The 14548-nt window shown below is 49.9% G+C and carries 15 protein-coding genes; 5 read left to right on the top strand and 10 right to left on the bottom strand.

The window, feature by feature from the left end:
• Positions 1 to 33 precede the first annotated feature (33 nt).
• The 7 genes from GN241_13815 to GN241_13785 form a co-directional block, all read right to left on the bottom strand.
• Entirely contained in the window at positions 34 to 951 is a 918-nt protein-coding gene (locus GN241_13815; GenBank protein ID XAT58341.1) for an SDR family NAD(P)-dependent oxidoreductase, read from the bottom strand.
• A 43-nt stretch (positions 952 to 994) separates the two neighbouring features.
• Positions 995 to 1300, bottom strand: coding sequence for a hypothetical protein (locus GN241_13810; protein XAT58340.1), 306 nt, complete (start codon positions 1298 to 1300; stop codon positions 995 to 997).
• Positions 1301 to 1654: 354 nt separating this feature from the next.
• Positions 1655 to 2065 (bottom strand): hypothetical protein, encoded by a 411-nt coding sequence (locus GN241_13805; protein ID XAT58339.1) that lies wholly within the window; start codon positions 2063 to 2065, stop codon positions 1655 to 1657.
• Positions 2066 to 2367: 302 nt separating this feature from the next.
• A complete protein-coding gene (locus GN241_13800) occupies positions 2368 to 3522 on the bottom strand; it encodes an amidohydrolase family protein (GenBank protein ID XAT58338.1) in 1155 nt (384 codons plus the stop codon).
• On the bottom strand, positions 3515 to 3769 hold the full coding sequence (locus tag GN241_13795; protein ID XAT58337.1) for a hypothetical protein: 255 nt from the start codon (positions 3767 to 3769) through the stop codon (positions 3515 to 3517). The genes GN241_13800 and GN241_13795 overlap by 8 nt, the downstream gene beginning before the upstream one ends.
• On the bottom strand, positions 3762 to 4673 hold the full coding sequence (locus GN241_13790) for an ROK family protein (GenBank protein ID XAT58336.1): 912 nt from the start codon (positions 4671 to 4673) through the stop codon (positions 3762 to 3764). The genes GN241_13795 and GN241_13790 overlap by 8 nt, the downstream gene beginning before the upstream one ends.
• 311 nt (positions 4674 to 4984) lie before the next feature.
• The gene (locus GN241_13785; protein XAT58335.1) at positions 4985 to 5755 is read right to left on the bottom strand and encodes a methyltransferase domain-containing protein; all 771 of its coding nucleotides are present in this window, start codon (positions 5753 to 5755) and stop codon (positions 4985 to 4987) included.
• Positions 5756 to 6097: 342 nt separating this feature from the next.
• Here GN241_13785 and GN241_13780 point away from each other — a divergent pair, with 342 nt between their 5' ends.
• The 4 genes from GN241_13780 to GN241_13765 all read left to right on the top strand — a co-directional run bounded on the left by GN241_13780 (position 6098) and on the right by GN241_13765 (position 10585).
• Positions 6098 to 6553 carry a hotdog fold thioesterase gene (locus tag GN241_13780; protein XAT58334.1) on the top strand — a complete coding sequence of 152 codons (456 nt, stop codon included), beginning with the start codon at positions 6098 to 6100 and terminating at the stop codon, positions 6551 to 6553.
• A 154-nt stretch (positions 6554 to 6707) separates the two neighbouring features.
• Positions 6708 to 8930, top strand: a complete 2223-nt coding sequence (locus GN241_13775; GenBank protein XAT58333.1) for an NADP-dependent isocitrate dehydrogenase — start codon at positions 6708 to 6710, stop codon at positions 8928 to 8930.
• A 163-nt stretch (positions 8931 to 9093) separates the two neighbouring features.
• Positions 9094 to 9933: a DUF4102 domain-containing protein gene (locus tag GN241_13770; protein ID XAT58332.1), complete on the top strand. Its 840-nt coding sequence runs from the start codon at positions 9094 to 9096 to the stop codon at positions 9931 to 9933.
• Between the two features lie 223 nt (positions 9934 to 10156).
• On the top strand, positions 10157 to 10585 hold the full coding sequence (locus GN241_13765; GenBank protein XAT58331.1) for a hypothetical protein: 429 nt from the start codon (positions 10157 to 10159) through the stop codon (positions 10583 to 10585).
• Positions 10586 to 10890: 305 nt separating this feature from the next.
• On the opposite strand, the gene GN241_13760 is transcribed toward GN241_13765, so the two are convergent.
• Positions 10891 to 11088: a hypothetical protein gene (locus GN241_13760; protein XAT58330.1), complete on the bottom strand. Its 198-nt coding sequence runs from the start codon at positions 11086 to 11088 to the stop codon at positions 10891 to 10893.
• Between the two features lie 178 nt (positions 11089 to 11266).
• Positions 11267 to 11479, bottom strand: coding sequence for a hypothetical protein (locus GN241_13755; protein ID XAT58329.1), 213 nt, complete (start codon positions 11477 to 11479; stop codon positions 11267 to 11269).
• Between the two features lie 654 nt (positions 11480 to 12133).
• Between GN241_13755 and GN241_13750 the strand changes: the two genes are divergently transcribed.
• On the top strand, positions 12134 to 12433 hold the full coding sequence (locus GN241_13750) for a hypothetical protein (protein XAT58328.1): 300 nt from the start codon (positions 12134 to 12136) through the stop codon (positions 12431 to 12433).
• Positions 12434 to 12729: 296 nt separating this feature from the next.
• Here the strand turns inward: GN241_13750 and GN241_13745 are convergent, their stop codons facing one another.
• Complete coding sequence (locus GN241_13745; protein ID XAT58327.1) at positions 12730 to 14466, bottom strand: methionine--tRNA ligase; 1737 nt, start codon at positions 14464 to 14466, stop codon at positions 12730 to 12732.
• Between the last annotated feature and the right edge of the window lie 82 nt (positions 14467 to 14548).

The raw sequence follows: 14548 nt of genomic DNA, 5'->3' as shown, positions 1-14548 counted from the left end.
TTTGATGCCGTCTAAGCATTAGCGGCTTATCCGTCATAGTTTGAAATTTTTTGCCCCCGGAAAAAGCGCCGCAAAATCTGGATTATTTGTATCCGAAGGGTTTGGCAACGGCGCGTCAAAATCGTATTGAGCCAACCGATTTGCGCTGATGTCTTTAAAGGGTTGAAGAGCCTCTATTCTGGCTTGGTTCAAACTGCCATCGGTTTGACCGTCTTCCGAGAAATTAAATTTTTGGGCAAGTTCGGATGTAAACAGCGTTTTTCCATTTGCTTTTGTTAGATATTCCTCATCGGCTTGTTCAGCCAATGCCATCACAGCGCGCCCTACATAGGTCGGGCTTTCGCCCTCGGGAAAGGCTGTGACTTCTGTTTGTCCACCCGCCGGGTGCAGCGTGACGGCGCGCACATTATGGTCTTGTAATTCGGTGGCCATATCAAAACTCAGCCGGTCCATCGCGGCATGGGCTACCCCGTATCCAACGTCAAAAAGATAGACGAACCCGCCATAGCTCGAAATTTGAATGATCAATCCGTTTTTGGCTTTGACCATCGCCGGTGCCACCAATGCGCTCATCACATAAGCGCCGCGAACGCCAATATCCATTGAGCCATCAAAAACCGAAATGGGACGCTCCCAAAATGGCTTTCCAAAATGTGGCGTCATGGCGATCAGTCCCGCATAGGCGCTATTGACAAGAAGATCGATTTTTTCTTCCGACGCGCTAACGCGGCGCACAAACGCGGCCACCTCCTCATCATCACTTTGATCCAACACAACCGGGATAACCTCACCCGCACCATTGCTTTCAGCCACCTCTTTTTGAAGGCTTTGCAAGGCAGATTGTGTTCTTGCCGTCGCATAGACCTTATAGCCGGCTTCGCTTGCGAGAATACGCGCGGTTCCGCGGCCAAAGCCTCGGGAGGCACCCGTTACAATTGCAATTTTTGTCATAAGTTATAGCTCCCATATGGCGCGGGCCCGGTTAGGGGCGGTTTCAATCAATGACAAAGCCCGAGAAAGCTTCGGTGCGGCTGTCATCTTCATAATATTCAAGTAAATGGTCAACGCTATCAAGCCAATCCAGGCCTTCGATTTGCCCGTCAAGCAAAGACTCTAAATTGGGAAGACCTACGATTTGTACATATTCTCCACTGTCAATTTTGATAAATTTATTTTGAAATTCTTGACCTGCTTTGGATTTCTCGATCATTTTTTCCAGGCGCTTCAGACCCTCAACAAACTCGTCTTCACAACCTTCTTTTGGTTTGTATTTGATTATTGTCCAGATTTCTTCCGACACGGTTTTTCCTTTATCTGTGCGGTATCACACCTATAAAGTGAGCTTAGCGTAGCAGAGTGCAAACTCCAACTCCAATAGTTTATCGGATATTAACTTCTTGGCTTATCTAAGGGTATCGGGCAGAAAAATACCGTTTTGCGGGTATCCACATGCATTTTTCCCACCATAGAACTGCGCCTTGCACGCCGCGCTGATAGCAAGGTATGCGCCCCGGCCCCGCGCCCTCTCATGAGCTTCCGCTCTTTACAAATCAGGCATGGCTTTTTCCACAAGTTTACGCCGAGCGGAAGTGAATGGCGCGGCCTCAACAGCCTTAGGCCAGAGCGGGTTTGTTTAAGATAAACTGCATCTCTTTTACAATCCAAGTATCGGTTTTCGGTGATACTTGGTAACCTTGGGGCAGGGGCGCAGAGTAAGGGACAAGATTTGAATTCCGTTGAAAAGAACCATGAAAGCCTTGGCGCCGCTACAGAAGATGGCCTCTTGTAAACTTGAGCGAGGCAGCCCGCCGCAGAATATCACCATGAACGTTTTCGCCGCTGCGGTGCGCAACTTAGCGTCGGATCGCAATCGGCCTTTCGCATATTTTACACTTTCAGATGTTAGATTTCGCTCGAAATTCAAGGGTAAAGCTTGATGCAAAGGCTCTAACAGATCGTTTAGGTTATCAATAGCGCGATGCAGCGCGCTGCCCGATCCGTGGGCCGTATGTTTTAGGGCCGCCAATCGGTATGAAATTCGCCTATCTCTATGCGCGCCTAACATGACGACTGCCAAACTCGCTTTGCGTCCTGCTTGATTTCGTCCAGCATGCCTGGCAATTTTTTAGAAATGAATTTGAAATTGCTGGCGCACGGGCGGCTTATGGCATAACAAGAGATCGATAAAGGGTTTGTCCAGACGATCTAATTTGGCGTCATGGTTAATCCGCCTAGGGCTATACCGGCGCAAAGTTCGCTCCAATCTGCGCCGCCATCAATAGCGGCTTGCAAGCTTTATTATATATTCCCGCAACCTCAAGCCACCACCCCTGTCAGTGAGGCGCGCCACCCGCTTGTTTGATTGCGTTATCTGGGTTTTTGAGGGGGGCTAACCTGGGAAACCGGCCCAGTATAGGAGCCTTGCGCGTTCAAATGTATTAGCGCATCAATCCTCTGGCCTTGCAGGCGATCAAGGTCTAGACCCATCACCGCACAGGGGACTGAAATTGCCATTTTGAGCGCGGTTTGCACGGGTATGTTTAGGTTTGAGACCAGCCGGCGAATACCAGCAGCCAGTGTTGTATGCGCGCCAGCCAGCGAACCTTCTGCGTTTATCAGCCGCCCTTGATCAAGTTTGATACTTTGCCCATTCAGGTCAAATTGAGAAGGCCCACCAACGGTTGGCATCGCATCTGACACAAGAAACGTTAGATTTGGCTCGGGCCGCGCGCGCAGCGCCAAGGCAACCATGTCATCGGTGACATGGATGCCATCGCAGATGATCCCCACATAAGAGCTTGACAGAATGGCCGTGCCGGTCACCCCAGGGTCTCGCCCCTGCATGGGCGACATGGCATTGAACAGATGCGTAAAGCAGCGCGCCCCGGCCAAGCGCGCCGCGGTAATATCTGCGGGAGCAGCCTCTGAATGCCCAATCGAAACGACGGCGCCCATTTTTACAAGTTTTGCGATATGCTCTGGTGGCACAATCTCGGGCGCTAGGGTAATCATAACGGGTATTTTGGCCATGCATAATTTATCAACGCTGTTCAACGTCATGTCATCAAGCGGACGGATATGGCCCGCGTTATGCGTGCCGCGGCGCCGCTGTGAAATATGAGGGCCTTCAATATGCAGGCCGCAGACCCCATTCTTGCCAAAGGCTGTGAGCGCGGCTTGGGCCGCTTTGCCCAATATATCTGGATGGTCGGTGATCACGGTGGGCAGCACCGCGGTTGTGCCAAATTGACGATGCGCTTTTGCAATTGCCCACATGGCCTCTGCGGTGGGGGTTACGTTGAGCAAAACGCCGCCACCGCCATTGACTTGTAAATCCACAAAGCCCGGCGAAATTATACCCGCAACGCGCTTTAAATTTACATTTTGGGGCAGGGCGTCCTGCGCTTTGACAGCTTCAACCTTACCCTCTGTGATCCCAAGCGCGCGCCCATGTTTCAAAACGCCTTTTTCGAACAGCTGGTCTGGGCAGAGCCAATAATCAACATCATTGTGACTAGCCATCTGCACCCTCGAAAAAATACGCTGGAAGCGCGGATTGTACTTGCGCGCGGACCATAGCCAAAACAGTGGTTTTTATCACCGCTGCAGAGCGTTCAATAACTTTGCGCACAAACACTTGCACAAAGGTAGAATTTAGAAAATGCAAAGCGTTGCGCAATATTTCGGGATGCGCAGAGCAAACCGAAGCAATGGCAAACGCGTTGCCCGCTATCTTGCGCGCAATGTATTCGCTTGGCAGCTCAGACATTTTGCGCCCTTTGCCATGCCTGATAAGCGGCTCCCAGAGCTGCTGCCGTTTCACCGCGCGCCGCTTTTTTGATCGCGGGAATTGGTAAACCCTCCCATCGAAGGCGCGCCAGATGCTTTTCCAACGCTGGTATTAAGCCCTCTATGTTGCAAAGCCCGCCGCCCAGCACAATGATATGCGGATCGACGGTCAGGATTAGCGTATGAAGAAGCTGCGCATTTACACTGCACCAAATTTGCCAGATCTTTTCTAAATCGGATTGTTCTTGTTTTGCGAGGATTAGGCGAGGCGATGTGATTTTTCGTCCCAAGAGGTGATACGCCAAGCGTTCAAGCCCAGGCCCCGAGGCCAGCGTTTCATAGCAGCCTTTGCGCCCGCATCCGCATTTGAGCAGCGGCAGCTTATGCTGTTCAACGGTTTCTGCTGGCATGGGTAAATGCCCAAATTCGCCCGATTGCCTATGGCCGTTATTTGCCAAGTAACCATCGATTGCTATGGCTCCGCCTATCCCCGTCCCCAGCACTATTCCGAGCATGCAGCCTGTTTGAGATCCAGATCCAAAGCGGGCTTCCGCTTGAACGAAGGCACGGCAATCATTAATCAGGGTGATCACTGCGTTACATTTGGCCTCTAAATCACGGTGGAATTTTTGTCCATGGCTTGGAAGGTTGGCGGCAATCGATACCCCAGTGTTTGGATTGACAAATCCGGCTGCGGCCACACCAATTGGCAGAGGGGTATCGCCGCCTTTCAGCCAGGTGATGAGCATGGCCATGGCGCTTAAAAGCTCGGGATAGGTTTTTGGCGTGTCGATGCGGCGCTTTTCGCCAATATCCCAGTTGTGATCAAAGCGCTGGGCTTCGATTTTTGTGCCTCCGAGGTCGATGCCACCGGCAATATTCATTTTGCGCCTTTTATTGGGTGCAATGTTTCGCCGAACCCAACGCGAGATAATGTGGATAATCCGGCAAAAGAATCATCAATAGAGAAACCAAGTTGTACAAAAACCCCTTGCGATAGCTGCAAATTGCGCGCGCTAGAAAAAGAAGAATCTGTCTGAGTGTTCACGCGGCGTCCTTAAAAATTTTAACAGTTTCGATTATGATCTTAGCTTGATTTTTTCAGCTGTGACCAGAAAATTTTTAAAACAGGGCCGCTCTGAGCTCGATGATTTCCGTGTGCTTTAAAGATATTCCTCAAGGGCTGCGCTTGTCGTTAAGCCAGCGTTCCGCTGGTTAATACTGGGAAGCTGGCAAAGCCAAAGCGCCCCTGTTTTTCGGCTTCGGCAAGTTGGGTTTGCCAATCGCGCACCTTGTCTTCCGCAACTCCTTGGCGCAACGCAAAATTTGCCATCACTGCCTCGGCAAACCGTGCTGGAGAATTGTCATGGCGCTGCGTGATCACAAACGCTAAGGATCGTGTGTGGATATCACGAATGGCCAGTTTGGCTAATTTTCCAGGCAGCTCCATTGGCAGCATCTGATGAAAACAATGCGCGCGAAACGCGTCGAAGATGAGGGTGTTTAAAGCCTCATCCGCGCCATGAAATTTAAAATGGTCCCATAAAATTGAGATATTTACGAATTTTGATTGTGTTTTCAAAAGCGGTATGACGGCCGATAAAGCCGCGTCAACATCTTCAATATACTCAAGCGTTTGAATGGATGCGACCGCATCGCATGAGGCGGCGTTCAGCGCGATTTCATCTGCCATACAACAAAAGAAGGTGGCCTGATCAAAGTGGTTGCACCGCTCGCGTGCGGCTTGGATTTGTGTTTTGCTAGGATCTAAACCAAAGGCTTTGCCGTGCGGGCCGACGGCGCGTGCCAGCTCTTCAACCAAATGGCCACCGCCACAGCCAAGATCCAATATACTTTGCCCACTTCTCACATTCAGGGCCTCCATCATGGCTTGGCGCCGTTGTACACCGGCGCTGCTTGCGGCCATTTTGCGCTGTAAAAAGCTTAGATCTCCCTCAAAATTCATATCAGTTCCTTTAATTTTCTATAGTCAAAACCCAAAGCTTTACCCGCACGTCGTGAACAGAACTTAAAGCAAATAAGCCACGATTAAAATTACATTTTGGGATAATTAGCCTACATAAAAACCGGCCGTCCGTACATTGTTTTCCTGTTTCAAAAGGTTTTGGTATTTCAAGGTCAGCCGCAGTCATTCCTAGATGCACGATCTCGCCCCTCTAGCTGAGTGAAAAAGAAATATACGGTAAAACTTTTGTGTTAACGACTGCTCTGTTACACAGCTTGTACAGCAGCGGCGGGGTCATAACCGCTTCTGGCGTCTATTAAACGAGCTTACGGGATACATAGAATGCAAGATTTAAACCCTGAGATTGCCCGATATATTCATGGGGATTACAAGACCCAAAATTTGCTGAAGAGCTTTTCGGCTAAGATGACCAAATTGTCTTTAGGGCATGTTGAAATTCAAGCTCCGATTGCAGAGGCTATTTTAAATCAGCATGGGTTTGCGCATGCGGGGTTTGGCTTTTCTTTGGCGGATACGGCTGCTGGATATGCTGCAATCACGTATTTACCGGTGGGTCATAATATTCTGACGGTTGAGTCAAAAATCAATTATTTGGCGCCAGCAAAGGGTGACACGCTATGTGCGGTTGGGCGGGTTATCCGCCCCGGGCGCCGGCTGTCTGTGGTGGTTGCGGATCTCTTTGCGATCACCGAAAAAACCCAACAAAAAATTGCGATTTTACAAACAACAATGATGCCGGTAGCACCTGAGGAGGCGGAAGGCGTACGGTCTTTTTAAAGCGTTTTTCGAAAACGCATGGGCATCGACCAAGAGGCTGTTGGCCGCGCGGCGGGTTGACGTTTAGACTTAAGGTTTTTTTACCAGCTCAGCTATTGGACAAACATCGGTGGATCCTCTAAAGCAACCGCAAAGCAGGAAAGAGGCGAGATTGATGGCTGAGAGTACAACACCCGATATTATCTTTACAAAAGTAGATGAAGCACCCCAAATAGCGTCTGTTTCGTTACTGCCGATTGTGCGCAGCTTTGCGGCGGCTGCAGGCGTTTCTATTGGAACAAAAGACATTTCTCTGGCGGGGCGGATCATCGCGACCTTTCCGGAAAATTTAACGGCAGAGCGACGCCAAGAAGATGATCTAGCGGCTTTGGGCCGGTTGGTTAAAACGGCTGAGGCCAACGTGATCAAACTGCCAAATATTTCGGCGTCGGTCCCGCAATTGGTGGCGGCGGTCAAAGAATTACAAGCGCAGGGCTATGATATTCCAGATTATCCTGAAAATCCCGCAAGCGAGGCAGAAAAGCAAGTGCGCGCGAAATTTGATACAATTAAAGGTTCGGCGGTAAACCCGGTGCTGCGCGAGGGCAATTCGGATCGCCGCGCTGCCCGCGCGGTGAAAAAATATGCGATGGCCAATCCGCATTCCATGGGCGCGTGGAGCGCGTCGAGCAAAACCAGCGTGGCCAGCATGTCATTTGGCGATTTCAGATCGAATGAGCGCTCGGTTACGCTGAGCGCGGCGCAGGCGGGTCCGGCGCGGATCGAATTGGTCTGCGCGAATGGTGATGTTCAGGTGTTGAAAGACGGTTTAGACTTTCCAGAAGGCACGATCGTGGATGCCACCTTTATGTCGGTGAAAGCTTTAAGGCAGTTTTTGGATGTCCAGATCGAGGCAACTAAAAAAGCCGGTGTTTTATTTTCTTTGCACTTAAAAGCCACCATGATGAAAGTGTCCGACCCGATTATTTTCGGCCATGTAGTAAAAGCCTATTTGCAACCGGTTTTTGACCGTTTTGGTGATGTTTTACAGGCTGCGGGCATCAATCCTAATTCTGGGATTGGCGCGATGATCGATGATATTCAATCACTTCCCGAAAAAGATCAAATAGAGGCAGCGATTGCGGATGTCTTGGCAGCCCGTCCACCGCTTTATATGGTGAATTCGGATAAGGGCATCAGCAATTTGCACGTGCCCTCCGACGTGATTATTGATGCCTCGATGCCGGCTTTGATCCGTGCGGGTGGCAAAGGTTGGGGCCCCGATGGCGCTGAGGCGGATACAAATTGCGTTATTCCAGACAGTTCTTATGCTGCGGTATACGAAGAGGCTGTTGAAGATTGTAAAAAGAACGGTGCGTTAGATCCAACGCGCGCCGGCACTGTGCAGAATGTGGGCCTTATGGCGCAAAAAGCAGAAGAATACGGCTCGCATCCAACCACATTTGAAATTCCTGAAGAGGGCACCGTGAGAATGGTGTTCGCCAATGGTGACGTCTTGCACGAACAGATCGTGGAAAAGGGTGATATTTGGCGTTCTGCTTCAACGCGTAAGGCGCCGATTGAAGATTGGGTGAAGCTGGCAATCGATCGCCAAAGAGCCGAAAATTGCCAAGCGATTTTCTGGCTGGATGAGGCGCGGGCGCATGATGCTGAACTCATTGCCTATGTGCGCCCTTTATTGGCCGCTGCAGGCGTTTCTGACAAATTTTTGATTATGGCGCCGCGCGCCGCGACCCGCGCCAGTTTTGAAACAATCCGCGATGGGCGCAATACAATTGCGGTAACGGGAAATGTGCTGCGCGATTATCTAACAGATTTATTTCCGATCTTAGAACTGGGCACATCTGCCAAAATGCTTTCGATCGTAAAGCTGATGAATGGCGGCGGCTTGTTCGAAACCGGGGCAGGGGGCTCTGCCCCCAAACACGTGCAGCAATTGATGGAAGAAAACCATTTACGCTGGGATTCCTTAGGGGAGTTTTGTGCCATTGGAGAAAGCTTTAATTTCTTGGCGGATGTAAAAGAAAATGCGAAAGCCAAAATTCTAGGTGATGCGGTGGATGCCGCTGTGCAAGGCGTTTTGGATCATAACAGATCGCCGATGCGCCGGGTTGGGCAGCCCGATAACCGCGACAGTCATTTTTACTTCGCCCTATATTGGGCTCAGGCGCTGGCGTCGCAGAAAGATGATGCAGATGTTGCGGCGCATTTTACTCCTATTGCTAGCGCATTGGCGGAGAATGAAGCCAAAATCATAGCCGAGCTGGCTGCGCTGCAAGGCAAAGCCGTAGATCTTGGGGGCTATTATAATATGGATGCTCAAAAATCCGAAGCCGCGATGCGCGGATCACAAACCTTTCTGAAGATTATTGGTTAAACAATCACGGTGCCCGCTGCTCGCGGGCGCCTGATTTAAGGTTTTCCAGTTAGACGTTTTTGGGAGTCATCTCAGTGGCGCCATCATTTTTGCGCCGCTGACTGAACATTTTTGGAATATGGACGTTACTTTCATTGAGGCAGGATAAATCAATCTGCCCCAGATGGAGTGTTTTATGCGTTTGACCGAAGAACTGATCGCAAGCTTACAGCGCAGCGGTCAATCGCGGCAATTATATGATTCCGTGGTAGAGGGGCTTTGCCTCTCTATATCTGGCTCTGGCGCAAAGACTTGGTATCTATGCTCTGATTTTTTGGGCGAAGACGAGCGTATCAAGCTGGGGGTGCATCCCAAACTATCGGTGAAAGCGGCGCGCTTGAAAGCCAATCGAATTGACGCTTTGGCAGATGATTTTGAACAAAAAAAGTTAACCAGAACACCAATGCAGCCCCGCCAAGCGGCGCAGCGCATTCAAAAAAAAGCCGCCCGCCACAGCCGGCCCGTAGAACCAGCGCGCGCATTTCAACACCAAGAACAATCGCGCTTGTGTCAATCAGAGCAGCAGCGCGAGCAAGCCGAGCTTCAGCTTCTTTGGAACACATATGAGGTTTCGCGCGATTTGCAGGTCTTGTCAGAGCTTTTGCGCAGCCGCCATTTGCAAAAGCATCCGCTTCCCGCTGGAATGGCAGAAGAGCTTGCCGCCTTTCTTGATCTTGTTAAACCGCATGCGCAGGCTGCGCCTGACCGGGATGATGATTGTATTTTTATGGTCTATTGGCGCCATACCGAATTAAAAACCGGGTCAAACCCTTTAGTGCTTGATGAGGCGGCTCTTTCGGCCTGTGCCGATTTTATGGAGGCGATTGGTCGGCCGCGATCTCGCGAAACGCTGCGGGTTCGCGTGTCTGAACATTACGCAGATTGGCGGGTGCAACATGAGGCACAGCTTCAAAAATCTACGCAGGTTTTGAAAGACTTGCCAAGTGGAGCGGCAGAGCAGTAGGGGGCTATTTTTGTCACTAGCGCTCTTTTTTTAACATAGGTACTGCATGGCAGCTGCGCATTTGCCGTTATTCTTCACAATCAAGCTAAACAAATTCTTTGCCGCGCCGTATACCCTAGAAAGTCGTGGTTTTTGAATGGGCCCGTCTCATGGGCGCGGTATCTTCAGGGTTTGGCTGCAATCAAAAGTTATTTTTAGGCTTTTGAGACAACAGGGTTAGGGTATGACGACGCATTTTAGTGCAAAATCAAATCACGGCGCAAAATCACAGGTCTTTGAGTCTTTCAATTTTGTTGTTGAGGATGCTGAAGATCACATACGCTTGATCCGAAAAAAACGCGATCAATTAACCAAGGATCTCGAAGAACAAATTCGTCTTTTAACCGATCGCACCTATCGTCCTGTGCGCTATACTTGGCGCAGTGATGTGAACGGCAATGTAAGAAAAGTGGAAGTGCCGCTGAAAATCAAACAATGGTGGCTGGAAACGCTGGATGGGACGATACAATTATCGGTGTTTTACAAAGGGCGGGCAATAGAATTACGGGAGGGCCGCCGCGCCATCAAAGTGGATGAGATGAAAGAGCTGGTGCCCACGCTTCAATTGTTACAACTTTCGGTTAAGTTAGGCGATTTTGATGATCTGGTATGATCTAAAACGATAGGACCATATTGTTTTCAAATCACGTGCAAAAAGAAACCGGTATTTCGAGACTGCCGCCTAAGCCAACGCTTTTGGGGGACTTATAGACAACAAACAGCCAGCGTTGGGCGGGTTGGTTCTGCTTAGGTGGTTTTCAAGTCATTCAGCTTAAGCTTGGCGCGCAATGATCGCAAGTTTAAGGATAATATTGAACTCGATTTTTGGGTTTCATTTTCGAAATCAAAATTGAACTTATTTTGCGTGTTGAGATTGCTGCCGCCCCCAATTTTGTCGACAAACGCAATGCACAACGACTAAAAAGTTGTTCGTGCGGCTTTCACTTCCTCTGCGCTCGCGTGGTTTTCTATTTTGCGTTTTTCAGCATAGTTTTCAAACTCTTTTTCCGTTTCAAACCATCCACTTGGACCTTCGAAGATTGCAATCCATTCTTTGGTCTCGGTGAAAGTTGAAACAGCGGGACATAAGCGCAGCTGGTTTAATTTTTCTAGCATTTTTTGTTGGTATCTTTTTGGAATATAAGCGGTATGTTTCCTTCAATAAACAAGCTTATAATAGGCATGTTTTTTCCTTACAAAATAAAAAATATGCCCGCAGATTTAGGATTTTTAGTCAAAAAACAAAGAGCTTTTTCAAAATTTTTGTACAGGTTTTTTGTTGCACAGATTTTTGTCACTTAGTGTCAGAGAACAGAATGCCGATTTCGATGCCGCGGTCTTTGAGCGCATTAAATGCGGCCAATCCTGCAATGCGATACGGTTTAATAAATCCACACTGGGCGCTGCCCCGCTCGGGCGGCCGCAGAAAGGGATCGCGCAGCTCGGCGTTCGCCCAGTATACAAATAGTAAGGCTGCACCTTTTTCGATATCAGCCCCCCATCGCATTGGTGATCCCGTTCAGATCCTCTTGAATATCAAGAAAGTGATCGTAAATATCGCGCGGCACTGGTCATTTGCCGTTTAACAGATCGTGGGCGAAACGATCAGAGAAGCGGCCAATCGCGGCAAGCTCACGGCTATTTAATCTTAGGTTTGAGGCTAAAATAGTTTTCAACGCGTCAACCATTTTTTCTGTTATCGTAGGCAAGGTGCGAATTATTCCACTGCCTTCGTGTTAAAATGGATCCGGTTTTCGAACCTATCACGTCCATTTTGTCGGATAGGTTTTAGGTGGAAGTCTTAAGGTCGGTGCCGGAAAATGGGCCATAGGGTCGGTTGTATTGATCGCGCCCAACGCATTTTGCTTGCCGCGTGAGTATGCCCGTAAACAACCCTATGCACCGTCTTTTGCAGCTCTCGTGGGCAAGGCATATACTTGTAAGAGACCTCTCCAGTGGGAAGAGAGGAATTTTTTGATGATTGATGCACATAAATTTTATCGTTGTTTTGAGCCCTTTAGGGCTGTCGCTTATATGCCTATTTTGCACAGTCTTGTTTCGCAACCGCCATTTTTCAGTTTTAGCTTTGTTGATCTTATGGTTTGGCTCTTTGCCGGTGGGCTCGCAAACCCTTCTGAAAAAGTTGGAACAGGGCAGGGAGGTGTCTTCCGCAGACGCGGCCCCAAAGGCAGATGCGATCGTTGTGTTAAGCGGAATGCTGCGCATGGTTTCGAGCGGTGATCGGATCTTCTATGAATTGAACGATGCTGCGGATCGCTTATTGGCAGAGATCGACCTTATTGAGCATAAAAAAGCGCCTCTATTAATCCTCGCACGGGGTCAGCTGCCTTGGAGTAAGGGCGCGGCGGAAGGTGAGGTTTTGGCCGATTTAGCCATGAAATACGGGGTTGATCCAAAACAAATCAGGCTGACGTTTTCTACTGTATGTTCAATTCGTTAGCGGTCAGTGCGGACTTCGATTGCGCGATGATCTGTGGCTCCATCGTCAAGGTGCACCGGGCTGGCCAGGGCACAAAAGGGGGGGCTCAAAGCCAGGCTATAGGGACATCGTGCGGCAGCATCACAACCTAGATACGGGCGCTCACAGACACCTTTGGAAATCTTGCATCTCAATCGCGCCAACCATGCTCTGGCTGAAATAAACGTCAACAGACCCTAGATTTTTATCCCAAGCAGAAGCCTTCTAAGAGACGTCTTTATTCTTTCGCGAAAGGATCGGCCGCTTGCATTATAGGCTTAAATATCCTGATGAGCCTCGGCGCTTTGACCACCCGAAAACCTTGATTTCCATTCTACCGCTTCTTCATCACTGATTTTACGGAATGTCACATCCGGCACGCTGAACCCATGCCCGGGTTGCAAGCGGGTTAGACTGGCTTCAAGATCGCCATCCGGCCAGCGATCATCGCTGCTTTGAAGTGCCGTCATCAGCGTGGCGCTGGCATCGGGAATAAACGGGCTAGACAAGACCGCATAGAAGCGAATGAGGTTCAGCGCCAAACGAATTTGCGCGGCGGCTTTTTCAGGGTCGGTTTTAAAGGTGGCCCAAGGGGCCGCGTTTTGCAGATATTCATTTCCGGCCACCCAGATCGCGCGCAATTCAGCCGCCGATTTGCGCACTTCCATGCGTTCCATCAGATCTTCATACTTGCGCAACCGGGCGGTTAAATCGGCGATCAGCTGCTTTTCTTCTGGCCCTAAACTGCCGCCCTCCGGAACCGCTTCGCCAAATTTACTGCGGCAAAATTTTGTGACACGGCTGACAAAATTTCCCAGCACATCCGCCAGATCTTTATTGACGCTGGCTTGAAAATTCTCCCAGGTGAATTCGGCATCCGAGCTTTCTGGCGCATGGCTCAGCAGCCACCAGCGCCAATAATCTGCCGGTAATATCTCGAGCGCTTGATCCATAAAGACCCCGCGCCCGCGCGAGGTGCTAAATTGCCCGCCCTCATAATTCAAATAATTGAAGGATTTAATATAATCTACCAATTTCCAAGCCGCGCCCGACCCTAAAATTGTGGCCGGAAAAGAGAGCGTGTGGAAGGGCACATTATCTTTGCCCATGAACTGCGTATAGGTAACATCCTGCGCGCCTTTATCGGTGCGCCACCAACGCTGCCAGTCGCTGCCTTTGCCGGCATCCTGCCATTCTTGCGCACAGGCAATATATTCGATCGGCGCGTCAAACCAGACATAGAACACTTTGTCTTCCATGCCGGGCCAAGGCTCTTCGCCTTTACGCACTGGAATGCCCCAATTCAAATCGCGGGTGATGCCGCGATCTTGCAAGCCATCGCCGTCATTTAGCCATTTTTTTGCGATTGAAACGGTTAAAACTGGCCAATCGGTTTTGCCGTCAATCCAGGTTTGCAGCTGGTCGCGCATCTGGCTTTGGCGAAGGTAAAGATGCTTGGTCAGACGCCGCTCTAGATCGGTTGCTCCGGATATAGTAGAGCGAGGGTTGATCAAATCGGCAGGGTCTAATTGTTTGGTGCACTCATCGCATTGATCGCCCCGTGCATCTTCAAATCCGCAATTCGGGCAGGTTCCCTCGATATAGCGATCAGGCAGGTAACGGCCATCGGTGGGCGAATACATCTGGGTTTCTTCGACTTCCCGGATCAGGTTTGCATCGGCCAGTTTGCCCGCAAAATATTGCGTCAGTTTTTGGTTTTGCGGGCTGGATGACCTGCCGAAATGGTCAAATGATAAGCGAAACCCATCGGCAATTTTAGCCTGAATGGCGTGCAGTTCGGTGCAATATTCGGCCACAGATTTGCCCGCTTTGGCCGCGGCCAGCTCGGCCGGGGTTCCATGCTCATCGGTTGCGCATAAGAACAGCACTTCATTGCCACGTGCTCTTTGATAACGCGCGAAAAGATCTGCGGGCAACTGGCTGCCAATGAGGTTGCCCAGATGTTTCACCCCATTGATATAGGGGATTGCCGATGTAATCAGGTGACGTGTCATGCTGGCCTCATTCTTATCTGGCCCTTCCTCTAGACTAAGTTCGCGCTCGGGGAAAGAGCATGCCGCGTTTTGCTAAAGGTCT

It is taken from the genome of Rhodobacteraceae bacterium IMCC1335 (genome assembly GCA_039640495.1).
In the GTDB taxonomy this organism is placed as follows: Bacteria; Pseudomonadota; Alphaproteobacteria; order Rhodobacterales; family Rhodobacteraceae; genus Thalassovivens.
The sequence above is the reverse complement of the archived record's forward strand: the minus strand, read 5'-3'. Positions and strand labels throughout refer to the sequence as shown.

What these genes read in the sequence shown, in the direction of transcription:
- GN241_13815 (XAT58341.1), bottom strand. Translation starts at nt 951, where the DNA reads ATGACAAAAATTGCAATTGTAACGGGTGCCTCCCGAGGCTTTGGCCGC.
- GN241_13805 (XAT58339.1), bottom strand. Translation starts at nt 2,065, where the DNA reads ATGTTAGGCGCGCATAGAGATAGGCGAATTTCATACCGATTGGCGGCC.
- GN241_13800 (XAT58338.1), bottom strand. Translation starts at nt 3,522, where the DNA reads ATGGCTAGTCACAATGATGTTGATTATTGGCTCTGCCCAGACCAGCTG.
- GN241_13795 (XAT58337.1), bottom strand. Translation starts at nt 3,769, where the DNA reads ATGTCTGAGCTGCCAAGCGAATACATTGCGCGCAAGATAGCGGGCAAC.
- GN241_13790 (XAT58336.1), bottom strand. Translation starts at nt 4,673, where the DNA reads ATGAATATTGCCGGTGGCATCGACCTCGGAGGCACAAAAATCGAAGCC.
- GN241_13785 (XAT58335.1), bottom strand. Translation starts at nt 5,755, where the DNA reads ATGAATTTTGAGGGAGATCTAAGCTTTTTACAGCGCAAAATGGCCGCA.
- GN241_13780 (XAT58334.1), top strand. Translation starts at nt 6,098, where the DNA reads ATGCAAGATTTAAACCCTGAGATTGCCCGATATATTCATGGGGATTAC.
- GN241_13775 (XAT58333.1), top strand. Translation starts at nt 6,708, where the DNA reads ATGGCTGAGAGTACAACACCCGATATTATCTTTACAAAAGTAGATGAA.
- GN241_13770 (XAT58332.1), top strand. Translation starts at nt 9,094, where the DNA reads ATGGAGTGTTTTATGCGTTTGACCGAAGAACTGATCGCAAGCTTACAG.
- GN241_13765 (XAT58331.1), top strand. Translation starts at nt 10,157, where the DNA reads ATGACGACGCATTTTAGTGCAAAATCAAATCACGGCGCAAAATCACAG.
- GN241_13760 (XAT58330.1), bottom strand. Translation starts at nt 11,088, where the DNA reads ATGCTAGAAAAATTAAACCAGCTGCGCTTATGTCCCGCTGTTTCAACT.
- GN241_13755 (XAT58329.1), bottom strand. Translation starts at nt 11,479, where the DNA reads ATGCGATGGGGGGCTGATATCGAAAAAGGTGCAGCCTTACTATTTGTA.
- GN241_13745 (XAT58327.1), bottom strand. Translation starts at nt 14,466, where the DNA reads ATGACACGTCACCTGATTACATCGGCAATCCCCTATATCAATGGGGTG.